At 68.9% G+C, this 26,873-nt stretch carries 22 protein-coding genes, 2 pseudogenes and 2 CRISPR repeat arrays; of the genes and pseudogenes, 19 read left to right on the forward strand and 5 right to left on the reverse strand.

All coding sequences use genetic code 11. The annotated features are described in order from the left end of the window. From FHS37_RS40370 to cas2e, 14 genes and pseudogenes are all read left to right on the forward strand, one after another. Positions 1–1,407, forward strand: a pseudogene (locus FHS37_RS40370) (hypothetical protein); the annotation flags it as partial. 389 nt (positions 1,408–1,796) lie between these two features. Continuing rightward, on the forward strand, positions 1,797–2,093 hold the full coding sequence (locus FHS37_RS38035; protein ID WP_184829801.1) for a DUF6247 family protein: 297 nt from the start codon (positions 1,797–1,799) through the stop codon (positions 2,091–2,093). Further along, positions 2,090–2,350, forward strand: coding sequence for a type II toxin-antitoxin system RelE family toxin (locus tag FHS37_RS38040; protein ID WP_184829803.1), 261 nt, complete (start codon positions 2,090–2,092; stop codon positions 2,348–2,350). Before FHS37_RS38035 ends, FHS37_RS38040 begins: the two co-directional genes overlap by 4 nt. A gap of 1,008 nt (positions 2,351–3,358) precedes the next feature. Then, entirely contained in the window at positions 3,359–3,982 is a 624-nt protein-coding gene (locus FHS37_RS40375; RefSeq protein WP_229890293.1) for a MarR family transcriptional regulator, read from the forward strand. After that, positions 3,927–4,160, forward strand: a complete 234-nt coding sequence (locus FHS37_RS38045; RefSeq protein ID WP_229890292.1) for a MarR family transcriptional regulator — start codon at positions 3,927–3,929, stop codon at positions 4,158–4,160. Before FHS37_RS40375 ends, FHS37_RS38045 begins: the two co-directional genes overlap by 56 nt. Before the next feature lie 114 nt (positions 4,161–4,274). Then, a complete protein-coding gene (locus tag FHS37_RS38050) occupies positions 4,275–4,586 on the forward strand; it encodes a hypothetical protein (RefSeq protein WP_184829841.1) in 312 nt (103 codons plus the stop codon). 308 nt (positions 4,587–4,894) lie between these two features. Then, positions 4,895–7,057: a CRISPR direct-repeat array (repeat unit 29 nt; unit sequence CGGAACACCCCCGCGTCGGCGGGGAAGAC). 224 nt (positions 7,058–7,281) lie between these two features. Beyond that, complete coding sequence (gene cas3 / locus FHS37_RS38055; protein ID WP_311136984.1) at positions 7,282–10,086, forward strand: CRISPR-associated helicase Cas3'; 2,805 nt, start codon at positions 7,282–7,284, stop codon at positions 10,084–10,086. 158 nt (positions 10,087–10,244) lie between these two features. Then, positions 10,245–11,840: a type I-E CRISPR-associated protein Cse1/CasA gene (gene casA / locus FHS37_RS38060; RefSeq protein WP_184829809.1), complete on the forward strand. Its 1,596-nt coding sequence runs from the start codon at positions 10,245–10,247 to the stop codon at positions 11,838–11,840. 74 nt (positions 11,841–11,914) lie between these two features. After that, entirely contained in the window at positions 11,915–12,547 is a 633-nt protein-coding gene (gene casB, locus FHS37_RS38065) for a type I-E CRISPR-associated protein Cse2/CasB (protein WP_221500809.1), read from the forward strand. After that, a complete protein-coding gene (cas7e, locus tag FHS37_RS38070) occupies positions 12,544–13,671 on the forward strand; it encodes a type I-E CRISPR-associated protein Cas7/Cse4/CasC (RefSeq protein WP_184829811.1) in 1,128 nt (375 codons plus the stop codon). Before casB ends, cas7e begins: the two co-directional genes overlap by 4 nt. Next, on the forward strand, positions 13,668–14,462 hold the full coding sequence (gene cas5e, locus FHS37_RS38075) for a type I-E CRISPR-associated protein Cas5/CasD (protein ID WP_184829813.1): 795 nt from the start codon (positions 13,668–13,670) through the stop codon (positions 14,460–14,462). Before cas7e ends, cas5e begins: the two co-directional genes overlap by 4 nt. After that, positions 14,459–15,109: a type I-E CRISPR-associated protein Cas6/Cse3/CasE gene (cas6e, locus tag FHS37_RS38080; RefSeq protein ID WP_184829814.1), complete on the forward strand. Its 651-nt coding sequence runs from the start codon at positions 14,459–14,461 to the stop codon at positions 15,107–15,109. Before cas5e ends, cas6e begins: the two co-directional genes overlap by 4 nt. Before the next feature lie 56 nt (positions 15,110–15,165). Next, positions 15,166–16,113 (forward strand): type I-E CRISPR-associated endonuclease Cas1e, encoded by a 948-nt coding sequence (gene cas1e / locus FHS37_RS38085; protein WP_184829837.1) that lies wholly within the window; start codon positions 15,166–15,168, stop codon positions 16,111–16,113. After that, positions 16,113–16,430 carry a type I-E CRISPR-associated endoribonuclease Cas2e gene (cas2e, locus tag FHS37_RS38090; RefSeq protein WP_184829816.1) on the forward strand — a complete coding sequence of 106 codons (318 nt, stop codon included), beginning with the start codon at positions 16,113–16,115 and terminating at the stop codon, positions 16,428–16,430. Before cas1e ends, cas2e begins: the two co-directional genes overlap by 1 nt. Positions 16,431–16,447: 17 nt before the next feature. After that, positions 16,448–19,833: a CRISPR direct-repeat array (repeat unit 29 nt; unit sequence GTCCTCCCCGCCGACGCGGGGGTGTTCCG). 143 nt (positions 19,834–19,976) lie between these two features. On the opposite strand, the gene FHS37_RS38095 is transcribed toward cas2e, so the two are convergent. From FHS37_RS38095 to FHS37_RS38105, 3 genes are all read right to left on the reverse strand, one after another. Further along, positions 19,977–20,480: a lamin tail domain-containing protein gene (locus tag FHS37_RS38095; protein ID WP_184829818.1), complete on the reverse strand. Its 504-nt coding sequence runs from the start codon at positions 20,478–20,480 to the stop codon at positions 19,977–19,979. 242 nt (positions 20,481–20,722) lie between these two features. Then, entirely contained in the window at positions 20,723–21,175 is a 453-nt protein-coding gene (locus tag FHS37_RS38100; RefSeq protein WP_184829820.1) for an excalibur calcium-binding domain-containing protein, read from the reverse strand. Between the two features lie 763 nt (positions 21,176–21,938). Continuing rightward, positions 21,939–22,253, reverse strand: a complete 315-nt coding sequence (locus FHS37_RS38105; protein ID WP_184829822.1) for a hypothetical protein — start codon at positions 22,251–22,253, stop codon at positions 21,939–21,941. 222 nt (positions 22,254–22,475) lie between these two features. Here FHS37_RS38105 and FHS37_RS38110 point away from each other — a divergent pair, with 222 nt between their 5' ends. Then, entirely contained in the window at positions 22,476–23,195 is a 720-nt protein-coding gene (locus FHS37_RS38110; protein ID WP_184829824.1) for an IS6 family transposase, read from the forward strand. Positions 23,196–23,261: 66 nt separating this feature from the next. Further along, positions 23,262–23,579 carry a helicase associated domain-containing protein gene (locus FHS37_RS38115; RefSeq protein WP_184829826.1) on the forward strand — a complete coding sequence of 106 codons (318 nt, stop codon included), beginning with the start codon at positions 23,262–23,264 and terminating at the stop codon, positions 23,577–23,579. 5 nt (positions 23,580–23,584) lie between these two features. On the opposite strand, the gene FHS37_RS38120 is transcribed toward FHS37_RS38115, so the two are convergent. Both FHS37_RS38120 and FHS37_RS38125 read right to left on the reverse strand, forming a co-directional pair. After that, complete coding sequence (locus FHS37_RS38120; protein WP_184829828.1) at positions 23,585–23,893, reverse strand: hypothetical protein; 309 nt, start codon at positions 23,891–23,893, stop codon at positions 23,585–23,587. Positions 23,894–24,018: 125 nt separating this feature from the next. After that, a complete protein-coding gene (locus FHS37_RS38125) occupies positions 24,019–24,435 on the reverse strand; it encodes a hypothetical protein (protein ID WP_184829830.1) in 417 nt (138 codons plus the stop codon). 615 nt (positions 24,436–25,050) lie between these two features. Between FHS37_RS38125 and FHS37_RS38130 the strand changes: the two genes are divergently transcribed. From FHS37_RS38130 to FHS37_RS38140, 3 genes and pseudogenes are all read left to right on the forward strand, one after another. Then, positions 25,051–25,986, forward strand: a complete 936-nt coding sequence (locus FHS37_RS38130; RefSeq protein WP_229890291.1) for a CPBP family intramembrane glutamic endopeptidase — start codon at positions 25,051–25,053, stop codon at positions 25,984–25,986. 180 nt (positions 25,987–26,166) lie between these two features. After that, positions 26,167–26,310 carry a hypothetical protein gene (locus FHS37_RS38135; RefSeq protein WP_184829831.1) on the forward strand — a complete coding sequence of 48 codons (144 nt, stop codon included), beginning with the start codon at positions 26,167–26,169 and terminating at the stop codon, positions 26,308–26,310. 311 nt (positions 26,311–26,621) lie between these two features. Beyond that, a pseudogene (locus tag FHS37_RS38140) lies at positions 26,622–26,786 on the forward strand (IS256 family transposase); the annotation flags it as partial. Positions 26,787–26,873: the final 87 nt, after the last annotated feature.

The raw sequence follows: 26,873 nt of genomic DNA on the forward strand, positions 1-26,873 counted from the left end.
TACGAGCAGGTGATCAAGCTGGAGCAGGAACGTCTCGTCTACCAGGCCCGCCTGCGTTCCCGCTTCGGCCGCGGCTGGCGCCGCAAGGCCCCGGTAGAGGCCCTGATGCCGCTGCGCCTCGCCAAGTACGGCGTCCCCCTCGCCGAGACCGCCCCGGCGGGCCTGGCGGCGGCGGGCATAGAGCCGCCGCTCATCCTCACCGTTGAGGCCGTCGACCGGACCTCCGTTCCCGCACAGCCGGAGCACTCAGAGCCGGACCCCGCGACAACCATCGCGCACGAGACGGCGGAACTGGAGCTGGAGAAGGAACCGTTTCCACGGCCCGCCACGATCGATGCACCCGAGCAGCCAACTGGCCCGCGTGCATCGTTGCAGGAGATCGACGAGCGGTTCGCCGAGGCGTATCAGTCGTTCCTCGCCCAGTTCCAGACCGAGCCCACGGCCACACAGTGGGCCCTGTGGCTCCGCGACGCATACGGCATTTCCACCGGCACCGGTAACCCGCTGTCCGAGACCCAGGTACAGCCCCTGCTCCAGGTCCTCCAGCAGCGCTATAAGCCTGAGCCCAAGGACCCCGCTGCGGTCTCCGGTCCCGACCGTGAAGAGCCTCAGCCGGCGGACCAGTCCTGGTACGACTACTTCCTCAGCTCCTGGCATGCCTACCACCAGGAGCAGGGCCTCTACCCCGACGCCGCCGCGCTCGCAGCCTACGTCTACGAGCGGGACGCCATCACCGGAACCGGTGGCCGGCCCGTCACGGCGCAGGATCTGGCAGAGTTCGTGGCGCTCTTCCAACAGCACGAGTCCGGCAGTGCCGAAACACCCGCCGACGAAGCGGCCGCCAGCTCCGGTGCGCAGGACAATCCGGAAACCCCCGAGCAGAAGACAGACCCAGGAGATCCCGAGCAGCAGACGGGCCCGGACCCGGCACCCGCTGATGTGGGTGCGCAGGCCACGCAGAAGCAGCGCGGTCCGCGCGTGAGTGCCCCCATTGAGGACCTGCCGTCTGGGTCTGAGGAGGTACCGGGGGAGCGCCCTGCCGTGACCACCGTCGACCGCTACTACCTCGCGTGGGCGGAATACCAGAATGAGCACGGCGGGGAACCGACGGATGAACAACTGTCGGCCTACCTCGCTGAGAAGGGCATGTACGGGCGCGGCAAGCGACCGGTCAGTCCTGCCACCCTGCGCCGTTACCTGCTGCCGTTCCGCGTCTACCACGTCTGGGCCGAGTACCGGATCCACGACGAACAGCCCGCAGCAAGCACTGTTGCACAAGAATGCGCAGCCCGCGGAATCACCGGCCAGTACAACAAGCCCCTCAGCGCCGACTACCTCACCGAGAACACCGCCGACTTCGAGCGACGCTGGCAGGCCCTGACCCACCACGCCGACGCACAGCACTAGACATCCGCGCACCAGTTCACAGCACATGCTCCATCGCATCCATTGGAGCTGAGCAATCGAAAAAACGCCTGGTCAGGCCTGCATTGCGCATCAGGTTCGGCCATTGCACAGCTCTGCGTACTCGCCATGGCCCATTGCGCATACCGGCCGCTCGAAGACGGCCGGGCATTGCGCATCGAGAGCGACCGTCGCCTGGCACGGTGATGGCGCCCTACGTTCCGACGAAGACTTCATGGCGCTCTTACCCCGGTCGGCCACTGCACCCGTGCTGACCCCGCCGCGGCATATCACATCAACCGGGAGCTCACCGGGAAAGAAATCATCACAAGCCCGCCCCTGCTGCCTCGCGTCACACGTACGGTGGCAGTACACGTCGCCAGGAGGTGCCAATGAGTGCGCAGCCCGAGGAAGCCCTCGCCCCGCCGGCTCCGGCCGCCGCCGCCCAGCTGCTCGTGCAGCTGCGTGCAGACCGCCGCGCCGACTCCTGGGTACCGGCCTTCGAACGGGATTGGGCCAACGCTCTGGAGGACTCCCGCCAGACCTACAGTCTTACCCCGGTACACGACGTCATCCGCACCTGGCAGCTGCGTATCGCCGCGGCGCCGGCCGTCGACGCCTACATGGACTCCGACCGCGACGAGTCCGGCTTCGTGGACCTGGACGACATCCTCGGTGCCCGTTCGTGACTGGTACGCCGTGGACCGTGCGGCTGTCCCCGTCGGCCGTGAAGACGCTCACTCAGCTTCCTGAGCACGCCAAGGAGATGGTCCGCGACGTCCTCGACATCGCGGTGCGTTCGCCCTGGGGCTGGCCTCAGTGGAACGTCGGCGACCCTGAAGGCGAAGACGTACGCGCTGCTTCGATCGGGCAACTGTCCGTTGTCTACGTGGTCAACCGGCTCACTCGGCGCCTGTCCGTCCTGGACATCGTCTGGCTGGGTTGAACGCCTTCCCAGCCGCCGTCGCTGAGATCGACCACACTGCCGGCATGACCATCAGAGCCTCCGGCCACTACCAGGTGGTCCAGCTGCAGGCTGAGGCCGCCACCGTGCGCGAACCCGGCCGACACCACGGAATCGATGCGCATGAACCCGGGCCGCTGCCACCTCATCCTCACCCTCAACGGTCGGCCTGTGTTGTACGGCTGGTGGTAGAGCGAGGCAACCACTCGCCATAAGCACATGATCGCCGTGGATGAATAAGGCTGACCCGGCACCCGTATCACCCTCGCTAACGACGAGACTGGCACCGTGTTGACGACGTGGCCAGACGAGCCGTGAGCACTGCCATGATCAGGATCATGGCCCGCTATCCCTTGTCCAGTTGAGCTGCCGTGCAGGGCGTGGGACCTCAACCCAAGACAGTCAGCCAGGACGATGCAGGAGGACGACGGGGCTGGCGCGCGTGTGCTTCGAGCAACCATCGAGGTCATCAACCACGTTTTTTACTGCTTGAGTGCGGTCCCTCGACAGGCTTCAGGTAACAGACCAGGTCCTGGGGCATCCCGAGGAACGCAGCGAAGCGAGTACCGCAGGGCCTCCCGTATGGCGGTGAGCACGGTCACTACCTATCGATGTACTGAGAACACGGAGCCTCCACAGGCCTTTGACCTGCTAAAACGTGTGAAAGATCGGCATCCTGTGATGCTCATATCGGCATCGAGCGGTGCTTATATCGGCATCCTGTGATGCCGATACATGTCGCTCAACGACATGTCGCCTATGGTCATCGAGCGAACCTTGAGGTTCGTTCAGTGGCCGCTGGCGCGGCTGTGTCGCACAGGAGCCGCGGAGGAACCCCCGGATTCCCTCGATGACCAATGACGACATGTCGCCACTGGTACGGGAGGGAATCGCCAGATTCCTTCGATTACCACACGCGACATGTCGTCTGTGGTAACGTGAAGATCGTTAGGCTAGCCAGGGAACAAAAGCCCAGGTCAGGGGACGTAAGTGCCAGAGCAGAGGCGCAGAGGACACAGCCGGGAGCTGGTCAACCGCGCGACCGGCGAAGTCCATGAGCTGTGGGAGCCGGACGACGAGAGTAGGCGTCGGTCATACCAGTTCGGCGGCCGTCACGGGCAGTTCAGCTTCGCGCGGATCCTGGAGATGCTTGCGGCGGAGTCCGGGATCACGGGCGACGATTTCCGTCTCTTCTGGTACTGCGCGATCATGACCTATGACAAGGGCGGCGCCACCGCGACGGAGGCGGCGAAGTACCTGGGCCTGACTCCGCAGGCCACCAGGAGGATGGCAAAGAAGCTGTGTGAGAACCGGATCTTCCTCGTCGAGGAAGTGATCGGCCGCACGAAGAAGTACAAGGCCAGCCCACACATCGTGTCCAGCCTCAGCGGCGCGGAGCAGTCCGCACTCGCCGCTGCCTACCACCTGCCGACTATGCCGGGTCGCTCCGGCACAGCATCGAAGGGCCGACAGAATGCCACGCCAAAGCCCGTATCCGGAGCTCGACGCTCTGCAGGCGAGGACGGCCGAGCTGTCACACCTGAAGCAGAATCTATTGATGACGTACGCGATCCTGGGCGGTCTCGAGCACGTCGTCGAGCGCACGGCGGCTGAACTTGCCGCACGTATAGGGGTTCCCCGGCCCCACTTCTCACGCGCTCGCCGCGAGCTGGAGGCCGAGGGCTGGCTGGAGCACGTCTATACCGAAGGGCAGGTGCCGTTCTTCCGTCTCGGCGAGAAGGCCACCGGCCGCGAAGTCGTTGTCGCCCTGCACAGCAGGCCGACCGCCTGACTCAACCCACACCAGGTCAGGGTCGGAAGGCGGTTCGTCTTCCGACCCTCTGCTATGACCCGCCGAACGGGAGAGGGACGACGCCGGGCAGCAGCCGGGTCAGGCCGGCACGGCGTGCTTGGCCAGTACGGCGAGCGGGGAGCGCCGGCCTTTGTCCACCAGCAGGCCGCGATGCCGCAGGAGTACCTGGAAGGCCGTACGACCGACCGGGTGACGTGGATGCGCACACCAGCCAACCTGGCGCGGCTCGCTACCATCATCCGCGCCATCGAGGATCGGGAGCCCTCAGCTCTGGACGCCGACCCGCACCCCCAGGAACACGAGCAGCACCCGCAGCCCGGCCCGGCCAGGGCATCCAGCTGTGACGGCGGGGAACTGTCCAGTGGGACGGACGACGAATTTCCCATGCCATGCGCCGGGACGTGATCGGCCGCCCGATCCCGGAGCGGGCCGGGAGCGGGAGGGATCCGATGGTTGTCCCGATCCCACCGTCCCTGCCGCTGGAGCGCCTGCAATACCTCCAGCAGCTCGCGGACGCGTTCCGGCTGCGTGCGGCGCTGTTCAAGGCAGTTTCCTGGTAGCTGGCCGAACCCGTGGCGGCTCGCGCGCCTGCGCCGCCGTCGGAGATAAGTGCAGGACATTCCGGCATTCGGTGCACGCATCCGATGTCAGTGCGCGTCATCGCCCACCGTGCGGTAGCGATGCAGTTTAATCTCCGACCAGGACGGCAGTCTCGGAGCATCCCCGCGTCGGCGGGGAAGACTAATGGTGGCTGGTACGCGAGTTCGGCCAGTCCGGAACACCCCCGCGTCGGCGGGGAAGACACTCTGGCCGTACCCAGGCCCATGTGAGCGATCGGAACACCCCCGCGTCGGCGGGGAAGACCGCGGCGTGCAACTGCAGCGCCCCGTACACGCCGGAACACCCCCGCGTCGGCGGGGAAGACCCCGGCATGGACTTCTGACCGCCCCCGCACCGCGGAACACCCCCGCGTCGGCGGGAAGACTCAGCCTTCACCGTCTCGGCGAGGTCGGCCGCCGGAACACCCCCGCGTCGGCGGGGAAGACCGCGGCGGGAAGACGATCCAGGCCGCCGAATTCGGAACACCCCCGCGTCGGCGGGGAAGACGCGTACAGCTCACCCAGTGCGCTGCGCACCGTCGGAACACCCCCGCGTCGGCGGGGAAGACCGCTACGCGCTGGAGAACGCGCTCTTCCGCGCCGGAACACCCCCGCGTCGGCGGGGAAGACGGGTCCTCGCTGACGGAGTCCCCGAACTCGATCGGAACACCCCCGCGTCGGCGGGGAAGACGCCCGCAGGTTGTCATCGATCCGCAGATACAGCGGAACACCCCCGCGTCGGCGGGGAAGACTTCTGCACGACCCCGCCGTCGGCCGGGGTCTCCGGAACACCCCCGCGTCGGCGGGGAAGACGCCCGCAGGTTGTCATCGATCCGCAGATACAGCGGAACACCCCCGCGTCGGCGGGGAAGACTTCTGCACGACCCCGCCGTCGGCCGGGGTCTCCGGAACACCCCCGCGTCGGCGGGGAAGACGCCCGCAGGTTGTCATCGATCCGCAGATACAGCGGAACACCCCCGCGTCGGCGGGGAAGACGACAAGCTGTACGGCGTCGTCGAGGAGGACGGCGGAACACTCCCGCGTCGGCGGGGAAGACCGCGCCGACGTCGGCCCGCTCACCGTCGTCTACGGAACACCCCCGCGTCGGCGGGGAAGACCGCTACGCGCTGGAGAACGCGCTCTTCCGCGCCGGAACACCCCCGCGTCGGCGGGGAAGACGCCGCCCGTCGTCGCGCCGCTGGTCCTGCGGACGGAACACCCCCGCGTCGGCGGGGAAGACTCATCGGGTCACCACCCCGTAGCCGAGGGGGTCGGAACACCCCCGCGTCGGCGGGGAAGACCCGGGCCGTTCGTCGAGCAGCGTCGTCCCGGACGGAACACCCCCGCGTCGGCGGGGAAGACGCATTCGGCAGGATCAGGAAGTCGCTCTCGTGCGGAACACCCCCGCGTCGGCGGGGAAGACACCGGGCCTCGTGGTGCCCGCGAACCTGAACAGGGAACACCCCCGCGTCGGCGGGGAAGACACCGTCCCGGTCGCCCGGTAGCGGGTGGTGAACGGAACACCCCCGCGTCGGCGGGGAAGACTCGCTGACAGACTCCACCGCCGATGACGCGGCCGGAACACCCCCGCGTCGGCGGGGAAGACCAGCACGCCCTCACCCATGATCAGGCCGCCGTCGGAACACCCCCGCGTCGGCGGGGAAGACCTGGCCGCGCTCTTGACGCTGCCGAGCATGCTCGGAACACCCCCGCGTCGGCGGGGAAGACGGGGTCGGTGGGGGGTGTACCCCAGCCGGTGTCGGAACACCCCCGCGTCGGCGGGGAAGACGCCGAACAGTTCCGGGCGTCGGCTCTTGAGGGCGGAACACCCCCGCGTCGGCGGGGAAGACGGCAGGAAGCACTGGCTGGCCAAGGTGACCAGCGGAACACCCCCGCGTCGGCGGGGAAGACGCATAGGCGGTGCCAGCCGGGCCCGGTGGGGTCGGAACACCCCCGCGTCGGCGGGGAAGACCTGGAAGGGCGGACCGTGCCCGGCCCGGACGGCGGAACACCCCCGCGTCGGCGGGGAAGACTCGGTTGGGCAACATTCGTTCCCCTGTGCTGGCGGAACACCCCCGCGTCGGCGGGGAAGACGGCTACTGGCGCGTCAAGAACCAGCCGCTGAGCGGAACACCCCCGCGTCGGCGGGGAAGACATCCCGACGTCGGCCCGCAGCCGGGCGAGCTCCGGAACACCCCCGCGTCGGCGGGGAAGACGGTGCTTGATCTTATTACTAAAGGGGACCAGTCGGAACACCCCCGCGTCGGCGGGGAAGACTCTTTCTGACCTGCGGCTTAAGAAGGGCTTTGCCTTTCCTTTGCATTGAAGGGCGCTCTGTGTCGCGACCGGTGGGACTGCATGTTGTAACCCTATCGGGGCTGGATGGCTGCGGTGTTGTCAGTGGAAGGTGATTGAATTCCGGCTTCAGCAGCGGGGCACGATCCGTTGGCTGGAGTGAGGGGGCGAGGGTGGCGGGGAAGTGGGAAGCTCCGGATGAGTCGGTGTGGGGGAAGTCGAGAGGTTTGGATTCGGGGCTGCCGCCGTATCCGCTGATCCGGCACCTTTTGGACGCTGCCGCGATGGCGCTGCACCTCTGGGATGTCTACCTGTCCGAGAACCAGCGTGTGCGGATCGCCGAGGGGATGCGGCTGGCGGGCGAGCCGGAACGTGCGAGGGCGGTCGTCGGTCTGTGTGCCGGTCTGCATGACATCGGCAAGCTGTCAGGGTTCCAGTTCTGCTCCTGGCACGGCAGTCAGTACCTCAGTGCGGAGCTGGGCGGCGACCGTATGAAGATGAGCGTGGAGCGGTTCGGGCATGACGTGGCCGGCTTGCAGAGCGCGAAGGAAGTGCTGGCGGGTCTGGGCTTTGCCGCTGACGAAGATCTGAGGGTCGCGGAGCGGCTGGCCGAGGTCATTGGTGGTCATCACGGGCGTTTTCACCGCGTCGAGGACGGTATCGCTCCGGCGTTTCTGGGTGGGGCCGCCTGGGCGCGGCAGCGGGTTGCGCACGCAGCCGTGGTACACGAGTCGCTGGGGGCTCCGGAGACGCCGGGGGTGTTCAAGGCGTCGGCTGCGGTGTTGGTGACGGGGGTAGTCATCCTCGCGGACTGGCTGGTCAGTCAGGAGGGCTATCTTCGGGAACGGCAGCGCGGACTCGAGCCGGTGCTGGCGGATCATTTCAAGCGTTCCCAGCAGGACGCTCCCCGTCTGCTGGCCGAGGCCGGGCTGGCCCGGGTGGAACTGCAACGTAAGGGGTTCGCGGAGGCGTACGGCATCCGGGGTGAGCCGAATCCGTTGCAGCGGTCCGTGATGGACGAGCTGCGGGAGGCGGTGGGCGAGGGACGTCGTGGCGGCATCTTCCTCGTCACCGCGGCTCCGGGTGACGGGAAGAGCGAGACGGCCCTGGAGGCCGAGCGGGTTCTGTCCGAGGCCTTCGGTACACAGGGGTACGCGTTCATGCTGCCGACGATGGCCACCAGTGATCAGATGCACGGCCGGGTCGCGAAAGCGCTGCTGCGTCAGTCCGGCGAGGATGCCGGGCTGACGCTGGTCCACAGTATGGCCTGGCTGAACAGCGCTTACGCCGACGAGGACTTGGACGCGCAGAGCGTGCTGACCTGTGACGGTAACGAGGTCGGGGAGGGGAGCCGGCGGGCGGAGGCGGACATGCGGCCGCAGCGGTGGCTGCGCGGGCCCAAGCGGCCGTTGCTCGCGCAGTTCGCGGTGGGCACGATCGACCAGGCCCTGATGGCGGTGCTGCCGGTGCGGCACAACGCGCTGCGGTTGCTGGCCCTGTCGGGGAAGACGTTCATCGTTGACGAGGCTCACGCCTATGACCCGTACATGCAGGTGCTGCTGGGCCGGTTGCTGAACTGGCTCGGGGCGTACGGCGTGCCGGTCGTCCTGCTGTCGGCGACGTTGCCGGCGTCGGTCAGCGACCGGCTGATCAAGGAGTACCTGCAGGGCGCCGGCCACAAGACACGAGCCCTGAGCAGACGGGCGTTCCCGGCGCCCTACCCCGGGTGGCTGTATGTGGACGGGGAGAGCGGCCGGGCGACCCAGATCTCGCCTGCCCGCCAGCAGGAGCAAGCACATGCACGAAGCATGAAACTCGGCATTGTGGTGGAGCCGGTCACCCACGGTTCCAGCGATGCTCGGGCCCGGCTGGCGGTGATCGAACGGCTCCTGAAGCCGGTGAGTGAAGGGGAGGGCGGCACCGCCCTGGTGGTGTGCAACACCGTAGGAGACGCGCAGGATACCTACCTGAGGCTCCGTGAACGGTTCGACAAGCGCTCCCACGAGCAGGGTGGAAGCGTGCAACTACTGCACGCCCGTTTCCCCGGCGACGTACGGGAGGCCCGCACACGGGAGGTCATCGAAGGGCTGGGCCGCACGGGGCCGCGTCCGCTGCGCCGGATCGTCGTCGCCACCCAGGTCGTCGAGCAGTCGCTTGATCTTGATGCCGACATCGTCATCAGCGACCTCGCTCCGTTGTCTCTGCTGTTGCAGCGGGCCGGACGGTGCTGGCGGCACGAGAACCACTGGACCCGGCACGGCTACCCCGACGGTCGCGGCCGCCCGGCCTGGGCGAGCGGGCCGCGTCTTGTCGTGCTCGACCCGATCGCGGACGGCGGAAAGACGCCCCAGCAGTGGGGCGAGGTGTATTCCGAGCACCTCCTCGTCACCACCTCCCGAACTCTTGCCGGAATCAAGGGCGGGTTCATCTCCATCCCCGGTGACGTGCAAGGCCTGGTCGAAGCGGTCCACGGTGACAACGAAGACTTCGACTGGAACAACCCGGGCAGCAGCGAGGCGAAAGCCTGGACGGCGCACCAGGGCAAAGAGATGGCGGAACGCAGCATGGCGGGCCTTCTCGCCGTCCCGCGTGCGCGGAGCGTTTCCGCGCTGCATGACCTGCATGATCTGCCCGGTGAAGAGGACGAGTGGGAGGTGTCCACCAGGCTCGGTGCCGACTCGGTACGGCTGCTGTGCGCCTATGTTCAGGAGGACGGCCAGGTGACCCTAGACCTGGAGGGTGAGCAACTGCTTCCCGAGGCCGGGTCGGACGGCAAGATGACGGTCTCGTCCGTGCGTGAGGTGATGCGCCGCACCATTCCGGTCCGCGCCGACTGGCTCAAGGAAGCCGATCCCGACAGCATCGCCCCGCCGAAGTCGTGGATGGAGCACCCGATGCTCGCAGACCTGCGTGTTCTTCGCCAGCCCGTGCAGGGCGGGAGCGCGCGGGCGGTGAAGGTCGGCGGCAGGACTCTTCGCCTGGACAAGGACTGTGGTCTGTTGCGCCGTTAATACCAGCCAGTGCCTGCCTTTGACCCGGAAACCTGCAGGTCCGGGCACATTGTCGGTGGCAGCTGCTTGAATGCCTGGACGACGCCAGAGCGGGGCTGCTGGGGGCTTTGCCGTGCCGGTGCGTCATTGCGTCATGGGGAACAAAGGCGTTGGAGGGGATGACGGTGGGTGGGGGATTCGACCTGCGGGTCGAGCCGTGGATTCCGGTGCGTCTGCTGACCGGGGAGTCGGCGTGCGTGGGTTTGTGCGGGTTGTTCGAGCGGGCGCATGAGATCGAGGATCTGGAGATCCCGGTGCCGCCGGCAGCGGCGGGCTTAATGCGGATTCTGGCGCCGATCGCGGCGAGGATCGCTGCCGATGGCGGGGAGCGGCTCGACGATCCGGACGTCGCGGAGGACATCGACGACTGGTTCGACTTGCGGGAGCGTGTCCTGAAGGCCGGCCGGTTCGATCCGCGGGCGGTGGACGCGTACTTCGGCCGGGAGGACCTGGCAGGCCGGTTCGACCTGTTCCATCCCGAGCGGCCGTTCCTGCAGGATCCGCGGCTGCGCACGGAGTGCGTGGATGCAAAGGGGGCGCCGAACCCGTCCGGGGTGAACAAGCTCGTGATGGGCCGCCCCACGGGGGTCAACGGGGCGGTACTGTTCGGGCATTTCACCGACACCGCACCCGTGCCGGTACCGGCCGCCGAGGCCGCCTGGCATCTGATCGCGCAGTTGTACTACGGGCCGTCCGGGCAGTGCACGCCCCGCCGGATCACTGGTGAGCGGGCGGGCAGCGGTGACGCGGCCCCGCTGCGCAAGTCCGTCTCCTATTTTCCCTGGGGGCCCGACCTGTTCACCACGTTGGTGCTGGCCGTGCCGAGCCCTCAGGCCGAGGTCGACTGGGAAGCGGAGGACACTTGCCCGTGGGAGGAGGGTCTCAACGCTCCCTTGGAGCCTTTGCCGCCGGTCACGTGGCCGGGCCGGATGCTGACCGGCCGGTTCCGTCACGCCGCGCTGCTCGTGCCGTCCGAGGACGGCCGGGCGGTGACCGACGCCTACCTCACCTGGTCGACGCACGAGCCGCCGCAGAGGGTGCGCGACCCGTACCAGATCCTGGACCGGCGCAAGGACGGGGACTTCCAGCCACGGGAGGCCGACGGGGCCAGGGCCCTGTGGCGGGATCTCGACTCGCTGCTGCTGAAGGACAGCCGTCAGGACGCCCGGCGCCCTCCGGCTCTCGAGCACCTGCCCAAGCCGCTGCTGCCGCGATTGCGGGTGCGCGCCTACGGCTTCGATCAGGACGGTCAGCAAAAAGACAGCGTCTGGTTCAGGACGACGACCCCTCCGGTCCTGCAGTGGCAGGAGGAGAACGACGCGGAGATGGCCTATCACGTCAAGCGCTGCCACGCCGCTGCGGAGAAGAGTGGTGACCGGCTGGACTTCGCCGCGAGGATCGCCTGGAAGATCGCCACCGACACCAGTGTCGACCTGTCGCCGAAGGCCAAGATCAAGCTGGATGCCCGCAAGTCCGGCCCGTGGGCTTCTGCCGCGCTGGCCCGTTACTGGCCGGCCGCGGAAAAAGAGTTCTGGCAGCTCACCGAGCCCGGTCACGCCACGGACCAGGTCGACAAGCCGTTCGTCGACGCGGCGCTTGCCGCGCTCGACGAGGCCATCGGCCAGGCCAACCGCGCGGACATCAGAGTGGCGCGCGCCCGTCACCGCGCCCGCGGCCTCCTTCTCGCACTGCTGCAGCCTTCCGCATCCGACTGAACCCGCCCGGCTGCGCCCACGCCGGCACGGCCGACGCTTGTCACCTCACCCTTTCCCCGCATCAGGGATGTCTCATGACCGATTCCGCCTCGGCGGTGTCCGCTCCGCCGAACTCCTCGACCGTCCGCGTCTCGGACCGGTTCGTCACCTACGTGCACCATGTGTGCGAGTCCAATCAGGCCCGTGCCGCTCTGCGGCGCGGGCTCGGGCTACCGGTGGAGCGGTGCACCTACATGCACCGTTACCTGGTGCCGTGGCTGCGCGACCACGACGACCAGCACCATGCCGATGTCCGGCGGGCGTACTACGCGGTGGCCTCGCTGATCGCCGCACGCCCCCGCTCGGCCCGCGACACCACGCCCGACCAGAGCGGGTCCGAGTCCTGGTACGCGCGTCCCAACCTGGGCACCTCGCTCGGCCAGGCCGTCACCAAAGGCGTCCTCAAGGAGAACTCCGCCGAAAGTGCCCTCCACTTGATGGCCCGGCAGAGCAGCGACGCCATTCACCCGGGCCTGCCCGCCCTCGTCCGCCAGCTCCTGGCCGGCGGCATCACCATCGACTGGGCGGTCCTCCTGGAGGACCTCGCCTGGTGGAACCGCAGCCGCGACCGCATCGCCACCCGCTGGCTCGAGCACTACTTCCGCACCGCCAGCGGCACGACCGAGACCACCGCCCCCTTCGATTCCGCCGAGGAGAACGACCGATGACCCTCTACCTGGACCTGAGCGCCCTGCAGTCGGTGCCCGCCGCCAACCTCAACCGTGACGACCTCGGCTCCCCCAAGCAGGTGCGCTACGGCAACGCTCCCCGCATCCGGGTCTCCAGCCAGTCCTGGAAGCGGGCCATCCGACTCGGCGTCGAACAGGACCTCGGAGAGAAGGCCGCCCGCACCCGCCTGGTGCCGGCGAAGGTGCAGAACGCCCTCGAGAACGCCGGCTGGCCCACCGAACTGGCCGCGTTCGCCGGGGCGCAGGTCGCCGCGAGCGCCGGGAAGAAGGGCATCGGCACGGAATCGGCCGGCCACACCTCGGTGCTGCTGTTCCTGCCGGAGGCGGCCATCGACGAACTGGCCGCCGTCTGCGCCGAGCACCGCCAGGCCCTGGAGGCTGCCCAGGGCAAGAAGAAGCCCGGCCAGGTACTGCCGCCCCAGACGATCGAGGCGATCCTCAAGCGGCGCACCGCCTCCATCAGCCTGCTGGGCCGCATGCTCGCCGAGCTCCCGGACGCCAACGTGGACGGGGCGGCCCAGGTCGCCCATGCGTTCACCACGCACGCCGCCGAGCCGCAGCGTGACTACTTCACCGCCGTCGACGACTGGCTGGGCGAGGCCGAGACCGGCAGCGGCCACCTCGACACCGCCGAGTTCAGCGCCGGCGTCTTCTACCGGTACGCGACCGTCAACGTCGCCGACCTGCTGAAGAACCTCGAAGGCGACACCAAGGCCGCCCGGACCGTACTCAGCTCCTTCGCCGAGCACTTCCTGCTCTCCCTCCCGCAGGCCAAGAAGAACAGCACCGCCCCGCACACCGTCCCGGACCTGGCCTACCTCGCCGTGCGGGAACACCGGCCGCTCTCCCTGGCCGCGGCCTTCGAGACCCCCGTCACCGGCGACCGGCAAGGCGGCTTTTCCCAACCCTCCCGCCAGGCCCTCGACGCCTACGCCGGCAACATCAACCGCCTCACCGGCAACCGCAACCGCCGCTTCCACGGCCACACCGTCATCAACCCCGCCGAAAAGTACACCGGGCTCGGCACCGTCCACGACTCCTTCGACCAGCTGATCGACGCCGCCGTCGAGGCCGCCGTGCCCGCCGTGGAGAACCAGCAGTGAGCGGGCTCCTGCTGCGCCTGGCCGGCCCCCTGCAGTCCTGGGGTGAACGGTCAGCGTTCACCCCGGTGCGGGACACCGCGCCCTTCCCGACCCGCTCCGCACTGATCGGAATGTTCGCCGCAGCCGAAGGAATAAGCCGCGACGAGGCAGGCCTGGACCGCTACCAGGACCTGCGGCTCACCGTGCGCGTGGACCGGCCGGGCGTCCGGCTCGTCGACTACCACACCGTCGGCGGCGGATTCCCCAAGGACCGCACCGCCGCCACCAGCGGAGGCAGCAACAAAGGCGCCGCCGTCATCACCCGCCGCCACTACCTGTCCGACGCGGTGTTCGTCGTCGCCGTCACCGCAGCCGACAAAACCGTCGAACGCCTCGCCGATGCCCTGAGCCGCCCGCACTGGGCGCCCTATCTGGGCCGCCGCTCCTGCGTCCCTGACGAGCCGTTCCTCCTGCGCCGCCACGTCGACGACCCCGAGGAAGAACTCCGCACCCGGGTGCCGCTCAGCCGCACCGCACCGCGAATGAAGGACGGCGACGGTCAGGAGGCCGGGACGATCGCCGTGGAATTCCTCTGGGAACAGCCACCGCCCCCCAGCGGTTCCGCAGAGCCCGTACCGGTCGACGTCATCGACGTGAACGACGTGCCGGTGAGCTTCGCCCAGCACGGCCGCAGCCACACCGGCCGCCGCCTCCACCGGGCCCGGGTACCGGTGCCGCGCTCCCTCGCAGGCCCTCCAGAGACCTTGACGCAGCGTCTGATCGACTACGCCCACCTCGAGGAAAGCGCATGAACGACCACCCGGTGATCGCACGCATCCGCCTCAACCCGCACAGCCGCGACGTGCAGCGGGACCTGCGCGACGCCACCCAGATGCACCGCACCGTCATGCGGATGGTCCCCGACGGCCTCGGCGACGCCCCCCGGCAGCAGGCCGGGCTGCTGTACCGCCTAGACGAGACCGACACCTCCAGCACCCTCCTCGTCCAGGCCGCCAGACTCGACCCGGCACGCCTGCCCACCGGATACGGCCAGACCGACGTCAAGAGCCTCGCCCCGATGTTCACCGCACTGCACAAGGGACTCGGCGTCCGCTACCGCATCGTCCTCAACCCCGCCAAGCGGGAACGGCTCTCCCTGCAGCAAAAGGGCAAGCGGGGACGGATCGTGCCGCTCTCCGGCGTCGACGCCGACCAGTGGTGGCTCCGCCGGGCCGCCGAATCCGGCCTCGACCTCCACGTCCTGACCCCCACCAACATGGAGCCGGCCCGCCCCCGCGGCCGAGACGCCTCCCGCATGCGGCACAGCCTGATTCGCTACGACGGCACCGCCACCGTCACCGACCCCGACGCCCTCCGGGACGCCGTCATCCACGGCATCGGACGCGGCAAACCGTACGGCGCGGGCCTGCTGAGCCTCGCCCCCGCGAGAACCACATGAGCGCGCCACGACGGGGCGGCGACGCACGCAGGCGCCTGGCCGCCCCCACCCTGGCCATGCTTCCCCGCGTGGCGGACTCCCTGTCCTTTCTCTACCTGGACATGGTCCGCGTGGTGCAGGACGACACCGGAGTGTGCGCGCAGATCCAGGTCGACGAACACCGCACCGACCTCGTCTACATCCCCACCGCCGCCCTGTCCTGCCTGCTCCTGGGCCCGGGTGTCTCCGTCACCACCCCGGCCCTGACCACCCTCGCCCGCCACGGCACCAGCGTCGTCTGCGTCGGATCCGGCGGCGTCCGCGCCTACGCCGGCATCCTCCCGGACTCCCTCACCACCCACTGGCTCGAACAACAGGTCACCACGTGGGCCGACCCGGCACGCCGCCTCGAGGTCGCCGTCCGCATGTACCGCAGGCGCTTCAAGGACGCCGACCTACCGGAATCCGTCACCCTGGACCAGCTCCGCGGCATGGAAGGCCAGCGCATGAAGGCCTTCTACAAGATCCTTGCCCAGCAGCACGGCATCGGACGCTTCCGCCGCAACTACCGGCCCGACCAATGGGACACCCAGGACCCCGTCAACCTTGCCCTGTCCGCCGCCAACACCTGCCTGTACGGCGTCGTCCACGCCGCCCTGCTCGCCCTCGGACTCTCCCCGGCCCTCGGCTACGTCCACGCCGGCACCCAGCACGCCTTCGTCTACGACATCGCCGACCTGTACAAAGCCGACACCACACTTCCCCTCGCCTTCGCCCTCCACAACTCCGACAACCCCGAACAGGAAGCCCGCCGCCGCTTCCGCGAGGACCTCCGACTCCTACGCCTCCTGCCCCGCATCGTCCAGGACGTCCAGTCCCTGCTCACCCCGCCCCACACGACCACCCCCGACGACGACACCGACGAGGAACACTCCGAACGGCGCGACGTACAGATGGTCCACCTCTGGGACCCCAAAGCCGGAGTCCTCCCCGCAGGCGTCAACTACGCCGAAGGAGGCAACTGATGCCCTCCATGGTCGTCATCGCCACCACCGCGGTCCCCGACCACCTGCGCGGCGCCCTCAGCCGATGGACCAGCGAAGTAGTGCCCGGCATCTTCATCGGCAGCGTCTCAGCCCGCGTCCGCGACGAACTCTGGCACGCCGTCACCGAAGTCGTGGGCAACGGCGCCGCCCTCCTCGTCCACCCCGCCCCCACCGAACAGGGCTACGCCGTCCGCACCGCAGGAACTCGACGCCGGGTCCCTGTCGACTTCGACGGCCTTACCCTGATCCGCATGACCGCCGCGCCAAAAGCAAAAGAAACGCAAAGCCCCTCTTAAAATGCAGGTCAGGAAGTGTCCTCCCCGCCGACGCGGGGGTGTTCCGCTCACCGTCAGCCGCAACCTGCGCCGCAACCTGTCCTCCCCGCCGACGCGGGGGTGTTCCGTCCAGAAACCCGTCTCTCCTGCCCTGTCGTTGGTCCTCCCCGCCGACGCGGGGGTGTTCCGTCGATCGGGGTCTTCGGGGCGGGCATCTGGCCGTCCTCCCCGCCGACGCGGGGGTGTTCCGGACACCAAGGGCAAGAACGTCGTCATCACCGCGTCCTCCCCGCCGACGCGGGGGTGTTCCGCCCACGAGACAGGCGACAGTGGCGGCAGCAGTGTCCTCCCCGCCGACGCGGGGGTGTTCCGAACAGGACGTGCAGGTGGACGTGCCAGCCGTTGTCCTCCCCGCCGACGCGGGGGTGTTCCGGCCAGGGACTTGGCCTCCAGCTCCACCGCGTCGTCCTCCCCGCCGACGCGGGGGTGTTCCGCCGTCGTGCGCCGTCTGCACCGTGAGGGCTACGTCCTCCCCGCCGACGCGGGGGTGTTCCGACGTTCACCACCCCGGAGCCGGGCGTGGTGAGGTCCTCCCCGCCGACGCGGGGGTGTTCCGTGTCAGGCTCGGGTGTCAGGGAGTGTCAGGGCGTCCTCCCCGCCGACGCGGGGGTGTTCCGATCACCGCCCTCGAGAACGGCGAACCCCCCGCGTCCTCCCCGCCGACGCGGGGGTGTTCCGTCCGCGGCTTCTACGGCCCCGGCCCCGCCCCCGTCCTCCCCGCCGACGCGGGGGTGTTCCGTCCTCGAGGGCCTTGCGGGCGCCGGCGCGCTCGTCCTCCCCGCCGACGCGGGGATGTTCCGCGGGTCGAGGAGCTGACGGGGATCACCCCGAAGTCCTCCCCGCCGACGCGGGGGGTGTTCCGCCCCGCCCGCACCTCGGCGAGACCGCCACCTAGTCCTCCCCGCCGACGCGGGGGTGTTCCGATCTTCGGCAGAGAGCCCGCTCTCATCATCGCGTCCTCCCCGCCGACGCGGGGGTGTTCCGACCAGGGAGCACGGAGCGGCGGTGCCGTTCTGGTCCTCCCCGCCGACGCGGGGGTGTTCCGGCAGAGATCGCTGCGGAGCGGAAGGCCAGGGCGTCCTCCCCGCCGACGCGGGGGTGTTCCGACGGCCAGCGCACCCGAGGGCGAGCGGAACCGGTCCTCCCCGCCGACGCGGGGGTGTTCCGATCGGCGCGTCATCACCCTGCCCCGGCCCGGGGTCCTCCCCGCCGACGCGGGGGTGTTCCGGACATGGGCCACACCCGCCCGGCCGAGCGCGAGTCCTCCCCGCCGACGCGGGGGTGTTCCGCCTCGGTGCCCGGACGTCAGGGGGAGGGAGGCGTCCTCCCCGCCGACGCGGGGGTGTTCCGCAGGGTGATCCGAAGGCGTACCCGTGGGAGAGGTCCTCCCCGCCGACGCGGGGGTGTTCCGGCCACTTGGTGAAGGGCCGCCAGGACTCCGAGGTCCTCCCCGCCGACGCGGGGGTGTTCCGATGAAACGGCGCATCGCCGAAGCGCTCAAGTGGTCCTCCCCGCCGACGCGGGGGTGTTCCGCGTCCGGCATCCCGCCGGCGACAGTCTCACGAGTCCTCCCCGCCGACGCGGGGGTGTTCCGCGGTTCGAGCGTGCGTGGGGGTTCGCGTTCGTGTCCTCCCCGCCGACGCGGGGGTGTTCCGTCGCGGACGCGGACCGCGGCCTCAACGGAGTCGTCCTCCCCGCCGACGCGGGGGTGTTCCGTACTGGCCGGTGATGATGTTGGGGCCCGGCCTGGTCCTCCCCGCCGACGCGGGGGTGTTCCGCCCTCATGCCCAAGCACATGGACGTCGGCCGCGTCCTCCCCGCCGACGCGGGGGTGTTCCGCCCTCGGCTACACCCGGCTCATCACGTACACCGTCCTCCCCGCCGACGCGGGGGTGTTCCGCCGACCATGGACGCCAAGGGCGGCATTGACCCGTCCTCCCCGCCGACGCGGGGGTGTTCCGCCCTCGTACCAGAACCACCAGTTCAAAGTCAGGTCCTCCCCGCCGACGCGGGGGTGTTCCGCCCGCGCCGACCAGGCGCAGATCGACCTCGGCGTCCTCCCCGCCGACGCGGGGGTGTTCCGCAGCCAACTGAGTAATGGTCTCACCCTCGGCCGTCCTCCCCGCCGACGCGGGGGTGTTCCGCCGAGATCGCGACGCGCGACCTGATCGCCACCGTCCTCCCCGCCGACGCGGGGGTGTTCCGCATGCCCACCTCCCCCGGAAACGCCTCAGGGCGTCCTCCCCGCCGACGCGGGGGTGTTCCGACATCGCCCGCATCACCGGCATCCCCGTCCAAGTCCTCCCCGCCGACGCGGGGGTGTTCCGTCGCGGAGCCGGGCGGGGTTGCGGCGGACGAAGTCCTCCCCGCCGACGCGGGGGTGTTCCGCGGATCATCACCAAGATCAACAATGCGCAGGGGTCCTCCCCGCCGACGCGGGGGTGTTCCGATGCCCGAGCCCGAGACGATCCCCCTGAGCCCGTCCTCCCCGCCGACGCGGGGGTGTTCCGCTCGTTCGCCAGGTTGTTGTCGAGCTCATCGCGTCCTCCCCGCCGACGCGGGGGTGTTCCGACGGACGAGCGGGTCACGGAGGCTGTCCTGGCGTCCTCCCCGCCGACGCGGGGGTGTTCCGTCCGAGTCCGCGAGCGGGCTCGAGGGCATGGTGTCCTCCCCGCCGACGCGGGGGTGTTCCGGCGTGCTGCGGATCGTCAGCATCGAGAACACCGTCCTCCCCGCCGACGCGGGGGTGTTCCGGGCGGGTGTGCCGGTGGGTGTGACGGCCAGGGGTCCTCCCCGCCGACGCGGGGGTGTTCCGCTGATGGACAGGACCAGGACGAGAGCGCCGTAGTCCTCCCCGCCGACGCGGGGGTGTTCCGGACAGCGCCCGGTGGACGATCGCTCCGGATGCGTCCTCCCCGCCGACGCGGGGGTGTTCCGCCTCGCTCAAGTGGCGCCGGGAGATCGCCGCGGTCCTCCCCGCCGACGCGGGGGTGTTCCGCGGGATGCCGAGGACACCCGGCCGCCGACCCGGTCCTCCCCGCCGACGCGGGGGTGTTCCGAACAAGCCCAACACCTCGCAGACCTCGCTGCCGTCCTCCCCGCCGACGCGGGGGTGTTCCGCTGCGGCGGGACGGCGGCGTGCGACCGGAGGAGTCCTCCCCGCCGACGCGGGGGTGTTCCGAAGCCCAGCTTCCCGCCTGTCGCGTCCAGGTCGTCCTCCCCGCCGACGCGGGGGTGTTCCGGAGCCCGACACGGACAAGTGGCTGGCGGCCGGGTCCTCCCCGCCGACGCGGGGGTGTTCCGATCGAACAGGGCGGCCAGGCCCGGGTGGACACGTCCTCCCCGCCGACGCGGGGGTGCACCGCGTCCGAGGTCGTGGCTGGCGTCGGTACGGAAAAGCGTAGGGGCTCCGGGGGGCTCTGGTTGCTCAGAGACCTTGAGCGCTGGATGAGGGCATGGCAGCGCTCACCCGCGGGGACCTGGCGCCGCGTCGTCGGTGGAGTGTGGTCAGCCGTGGTAGGTGATGTAGCCGTTGCCGTCGCGGTCGTTGGCCTTCTTGGTGTAGGCGTGGACGTCGGCGCGGGCGCCGGAGGGCTTGTAGAAGTAGATGGTGTCCTTGTCGTTGTTCCAGATGAAGTTGCAGTTCTGGCGGTAGACGACGTTGCCGGCGTCGGAGTCGGTGCCGCGGCCGCCGCGCAGGTGGACGTAGTCGCCGGGCTGCAGGGTGTGGCTGTTTTTGAAGGTGAACGTGTTGCCGGCGGCGTCCTTGACCTTGTAGCCCTTGAGGTTCACGTTCGTGCTGCGCGAGTAGTTCTTGATCGTCAGGTACTCGTTCTTGGTGTTCCCGCCGGAGCACTTGTTGGAGTCCCGGCCCGGGGCGTCGTACTGGACACCCTTGATCTTCAGGGCCGAGGAGTACTCGGCGGCCTGCGCCGGCACGGCCGCGACGAGACCGAGCCCGACGGCTGCGGCAGCGGCTGCCGTAGCGGCCAGGGTGTGAGACGTGCGCATAAGAAGTCCCCCTTCAGTGGTGCGGATGAAGCACCCGGAAGCATAACGAGATCGTGATCGTTTAGTGGAGGAAACGTGGAAAAAGGGCGAATCAGGAAAATCGGGCCGACCGGGGCTGGTCAGACGCCAGACCCTCACCGACAGGGCCCAGGGGTGCTCTCGGGGCACACGGCCCTGACCGTTCCATACCGGGTTGGCCAAGAGGCCGTCGTGATCCGTCGTCGCGGCGGGCCCTTTATCGCTCAGCCCCAGTCGCAGCCGGTGCCGTCGTTGTCCCGGTCGAGGTGGGAGCCGTAGCCGGGATCGCCGCGGCGTACGGGCGCGGCTCCTGCGGCCCGGGCCGCGGCACAGTTCTCGTAGTAGACGCTGTCCCCGCTGCTGCTGTCCTCGTCCCCGCTGCCGCTGATGCCGCTGTCGGAGGCGGGCTCGGCGGTCACGGTCTCGGTGACCTCGACCTCGACGGTCTCCGTCACTGTCGGTGCCGGTTCGGGATCCGCGGTGGTGGTTATGGTCGCGGTGACGGTCGTGGTGGGCTGCGCCTTGGCCGCGGCCGGCTTGGCGTCGTCCTTGGGCTGTGCATCACCGGATCCGGCTCCGATGCCGAGGAAGAAGGCGAGCCCGAGCGCGGGCAGCACGTACCGCTTGCGGGCCCACTTCGGTGCGGGCCGCTCCGGCGCGGTGTACGGATGGCTCATGTCGCCCCCCTGACTGCGATTGTTGAAGCATTGACGATAGCCGCTCGATGGGACGGTTGAACCGTTCTGAGGGGGCAGTCACCGATTCGTGACGCTCGGGCAGCTTGTTGGTGATGTGCATACCGACCACTCCTCCCCCCTGACCACCGCCGGCCGCTCGGTCACGCACGACTGACAGGGGTGCAGAACGAGGAGCCCGTACCGCACGCGGTCAGGAACCCGGTTACCACCCGCCGCATCACCCCCGCGCACTCACCGGCCCCCAGCTCATGGCCGCCGGCGACGGTGCCTGGGCAGGACCAACGATCGGCTGCCGATCCGGCCGCGCCCTTCCTGCCGCCTCAAACGGGGGCGGGAACCTTTCTTGACCGGAACAAAAGTTGTTCATCCCGATGAAAGGTCGGCCGGACCGGCCGAAGCCGATGCCCAGGAAAGCGGGCAGGCACCTGCCGGACGCCGTGCTCCCCGGGGCAGACCACCACATCCGCGCAGACAGCGCCGCAAACGAGGAGAAAGGCCTGATGAACTGACGACATGACAGCGGGCTGAGGACAAAGGCCGCACCAACGGCACCTCGAACCGCCCTCAGTTCAGCTGAAACCCTTAAGTCTTCGGACCACCGACCAAACGTCACCCGCCTTCCCGAAGGTGGCTCGCCTCCGCGGACAGAACCAGGAAGTGAAGCATCCGCACATGCCGCTATGGTCACGATCGCCTCGTCCTCGCCGCCCGGCTGGGCGCTAAACGTCACACGGGTGGGGGTTCAGGGGTGTAGTTGATAGTGGGTCAGGCGGGATCGGGTGGCGCCGGCGTTGATGCCGAGGGCTTTCCCGATCGTCTCGGGGGAGAGGTCGTCGGCTTCGGCGGCGTGGGCGGCCTGGTGTCCGATGCTGCGGGTGAGGCGTTCCAGTTCGCCCACGGCCCGCAGCGCGGCCACGGGCGCCTGGCTGGCGAGGCGGGCGAGCTGGCCCTCGAGCCGGGTCAGGGTGTCGGTGAGGTCGTCGGGCAGGGGAACGGTCTGGCGGGCGACGGTATCGATGTGTCCGGCCCAGTCGTCGTAGGAGGCGGAGACGTCCACCTCGTCCAGGCGGCCGTCGTCGATCTGCTCCCAGTCGACGGGGCGGCTCCTACCGCGCCAGCCGCACGTGCACGCGGCCCGGTAGCCGGCCGCCTTGGGTCGGCCCCACTGGCCGGTGTAGGCCCACCACGCACACGTCTGGTAGCCGCCGGTCCGGCACTGTCACGTTGATTGACCAGGTGGGATGATCTTCTGGTTGGTCATGCCGGGGAGGGATCGTCCGTGGGCAGCGCGTCACCGTCGTACAAGGGGCACCGGTACCCGGTGGAGATCATTTCCTACTGTGTGTGGCTCTACCACCGCTTCCCGCTGTCGTTCCGGGACGTCGAGGAGCTGCTGCTCGAGCGCGGCGTGTTCGTCTCCCACGAGACGGTCCGCCGCTGGTGCGCCAAGTTTGGGCAGGCCTACGCCAACGCGCTGCGCTGTCGGCGGCCTCGGCCTGGGGACAAATGGCATCTGGACGAGGTCTTCGTCAGGATCAACGGAGAGCGGAAGTACCTGTGGCGGGCCGTGGACCAGGACGGCAACGTGCTGGACATCCTCATGCAGAACCGCCGGGACAAGGCCGCGGCCAGGCGCTTCTTCCGCAGGCTGTTGAAGAGGACCGGTGCGGTGCCGCGGGTGGTGATCACCGACAAGCTGCGTTCCTACGGCGCGGCCCACCGCGAGGTCATGCCCTCGGTCGAGCACCGCTCGCACAAGGGCCTGAACAACCGGGCCGAGAACAGCCACCAGCCCACCCGGCAGCGCGAACGCGTCATGAAAGGTTTCCGCTCGGTCGGCGGGGCCCAGCGGTTCCTGGCCGCGTTCAGCGGCATCTCACCCCACTTCCGGCCCCGCCGCCACCTGATGACCGCCACCGCTTACCGAGCCGAGATGACCCTCCGCTTCGCCATCTGGGAGCAGGTCACCGGCGCCGACAGCCGGCCCACCACGGCCTGAGCACAGGCACCGAACCGGGCCCCAACACACTCCGACGCACCATCAGACAGTCACGCACCCAACAACGTGACAACGCCCCTTGGGATCGAGCCCGCGGCCGAGGACGAGAAACCCAAGCCACGTCGCAGCCAGGCCGACAAATGGGCCATGAACTACCAGGCCGCCAAGCAGTACTACGAGCGCGAAGGACACCTGCGCGTACCCCGCAAGCACATCGAGACAATCGTCGTCGACCGCAGGGGCGGGGACGGTGGTAACGACGAGGACCAGGATGTCCAGGAGCTGAAGCTGGGCGCATGGATCGGTAACCAGCGCAGCCGGGCCGCGACACTGTCCCCGGAACGCATCGAGCAGCTCTCCGCCATCGGCATGCGCTGGACGTAACCGTACTATTCGGCCATGCCATTGATGACGCAGTAGACGACGTACAGCCCGTACAGGGCGAGGAGCAGGCCGAGGAATCGTGTCCATGCGGGCAGGGTTTGGCGCTGATGGGTGTTCCACATGCGTCGGAGTCGTACTACAGCGGAGACAGCGCCGAGCGCAGCGATCGCTGTGAACACCCAGAACAGCACGGGCCGATCACTTATCGGAGCGTTCTGCACTCCGGCGTTGCCGATGATGAGCAGCAGGTAGGGGGCGATGTACTGAGCTGGGCTGAACTCCCGGACCCTTTCAGAGCTACCGGTATCGGTCATGGAGTGCCTCCGAAGCGTGGTAGGTGTCGGCATGGAAGTGCGCCCCACGGCAGGGGGAACAACCGTGGGGCGCACGTGGGTGATGAAGCCCCCGGGGGAGGGGCCGCATCAGGTGACCTGGTACCTCACAGGATGATGTCGATGAGCCACTCGATGGCCGTCTTGACGGAGATCGCGCCGCCCAGGGTCAGAGCCTTCTTCACCCAGCCAGGAAGGGAGTTCCACTTCTCCTTGAAGTAGCCCTTGCCCTTCTTCGCCCAGTCGGTCAGCTTCTTTTCCCAGGAGTCGGGCAGCGCCTTGAAGGCCTTCTTCAGCGCCTTCTTCTTCAGCTTGTCCAGGAAGCCGTTGGCGGCGACGTCGTCGCCGGCGTAGACGGCGGCGATCTCCGCCTGGGTGAGGCCTTCCTCTCTCAGGAGCTGCTGGCCCTCAGCGGAGTCGAGGTAGCTGACGAACGCCTCGTGCGAGGAGAACTCGAACTCCGGTCCCCAGATCTCGGTGGCGGGGGCGGCGGCGGCCGTCTCGCGGTGCTCGGTGGCCTGCACCGCTGTAGTCCCAGCGACACCCAGAGTGAGGGCAGCCAGAGCAGCGACCGCACTCATGCGGATATGCCGACGATTCACTATCGTGGTCCTTTGGGTAAGACGGTGCGGGCGCTGCCCCCGGTGCACTGATGGCCTGGAAACCGTGTGCGTCGGGAAGGGCGGTGCCCGCACCCCCGGGTCTTTGTGCCGGGGGCGCCTCAGAACCTAGCGTTCTTTCGATCGCCAGTTCCAGATCTTGAGATGCGTATGCCCTGAAGTTTTCCTTTTCCCTCAGGACGGAGAACAGGCGGTTCTTCGTGAACCGGACGGACATACAGGGGTGATCTACGGCAAGCCCTCCGGCGAGGGGAAGAAACCGGACTGGCTACTACCGCCCCCCGAAACCTCAGGTTTCGCTCAACTCCCAGGATCTCGTCCTGAGTTGCCCTCGTAGACAACAGCGTGCAGGCGCACGAAAACGTCACACCGGTGATGTCGGTGGCTCCCAGAAGACCCACGGAAGCGGCCCGCTGTACCGATGTCTGGAAAGGGACCGGAACATCCACCCCCGGGCGGAGCGGTACTCCTGCTACGGGCGGACGCCCGGCCTGTCCTGCGGTTGGAATGCTGTCGATCATGACCACTGCACCTCCAGACCTCGCCGGCTTCGCGTATCACCGCATGGGACGCCGCACCGGCCGACAACGCTGGTGGCGGCCGCTGCTCGGCACCATGCTGTTCCTCCCGAGTTGGCTCGTGCTCGCTCTCCTGCTGTACGTCTTCTCCTACGCCCTCGGAACGGCAGCCGGATACCCGGAATTACCCGACGGTGGCGTGGACCTGGGCCCGCTGCGCAACACGGCACTGGACCTGACGTACATTGCGATCGCCCTGCCCCTCATCCTGCTCGCCGTGCGGTGGACCGAGCGACGCCCCGCCGGCACCCTGTCGTCGGTCACCGGACGATTGCGCATCCGCTGGCTGGCCCGGTGCCTGCTGGCCGCCCTCCTCCCGGTGGCTCTGCTGGCACTGGCCACCGTTCTCCTGCCCGACGACGGTTCCGCCTCCGCAGAGCCCGCCGCATGGGTGGGCTTACGCCAGTTCCTCACCTCCCTGGCGGTCCTGGCCGTCTTCGTTCCGCTGCAGGCCGCAGCCGAGGAGTACGTCTTCCGGGGCTGGCTGACCCAGGCAGTCGGCGCCTTCCTGCGCTCCCCGTGGCTCGCCGTACTCCCACAAGCCGCGCTATTCGCCACCGCCCATGGCTGGGGCACCACGTGGGGCTTCACCGACCTGCTGCTCTTCGGCCTCGTGACGGGATGGCTGACCATCCGCACGGGCGGTCTGGAAGCCGCCATCGCCCTGCACGTCCTGAACAACCTGCTGGCCTTCGGCGTCTCCGCCGCGGTCGTCGACGGACTGTCCTCCGACGACACCGCCGCCGACGCGTCCTGGCAGCTCGCCCTCACGGACATGGCAACCGTCCTGATCTACGCCGCGATCGTTCTGCGCCTTGCCCACCGCCACCGCCCGCAGCACCTCACACTCCCGTCGGACACGGCAGCGCGTGTATAAACATCCACCCCCTGCGGATACGAGTGCGAAGCCCCGCACCGGCGCATCAGCGCAGGGCGGGGCGAGGTCTCACGGCGTCCCGGCGCGCCCCGCTCCGGATCGGCAACAGGAGCGTGCGGGGCGTGCGTCAGGTGCGCAACGGACCGGACGCCAGGGACGGTGTGCGGCCAGCCTGCGGGCATGGACAAGATGATCGAGCTGGTCATCACACCCGTCTCCGGAGCGGCCATCGCCGTTCTCGCGTCATGGCTGACCAGCCGCGCCCGCAACCGCCAGGAACAGCAGGCCGAGACCGGGGCCCTGCGGTGCAGGCGGATGCGATGACGGTGGCGGTGATATCGTCGTACACCGTCCCCAAACGGGCGCCGGGTGTGAAAGCTGTCTCCAGGTACCAGGTGGCCTCAGGCCCGGCTGCCAGCCGAGCGTCCCCGCCCCATTCCATGCCTCACTCCTCCCCGCCGCCCGGCCGGGCGGTCAACCGAAACGTACATAGGCCCGCCGACATCGGCACTTCACATGGACACGGGAAGAGCCGTGCGGCAAGTACGGAGCCGGCCCGATCGGGCGGCTGATGCGCGGCGAGGAGGGGGACTGTAAATCGTTCGGTGTAACTCCCGATCTTGGAGGATGCATCGATGACCAGTGAGAACGTGGCCGAGGACGAGGTCGGCGAGGCGGCAGTGGCTGTGTCGGCGAAGGTTGTAGACGATCAGCTGATCGACGAGTTGGTGAGCCGGGCCCAGGCCGAGGGCCTGCAGCTGACCGGCGAGGGCGGGCTGTTGCAGCAGCTGACTAAGAGGTCCTAACAGAAGTTGTTGATCAAGTGACCGTCGACTTGTCCGCTCGTTGGTCGGGGCATGGAGAAGCGTCAGTCGCGGCCGTGGATC

Source organism: Streptomyces griseomycini, from assembly GCF_014203535.1.
Classification (GTDB): Bacteria; Actinomycetota; Actinomycetes; order Streptomycetales; family Streptomycetaceae; genus Streptomyces; species Streptomyces griseomycini.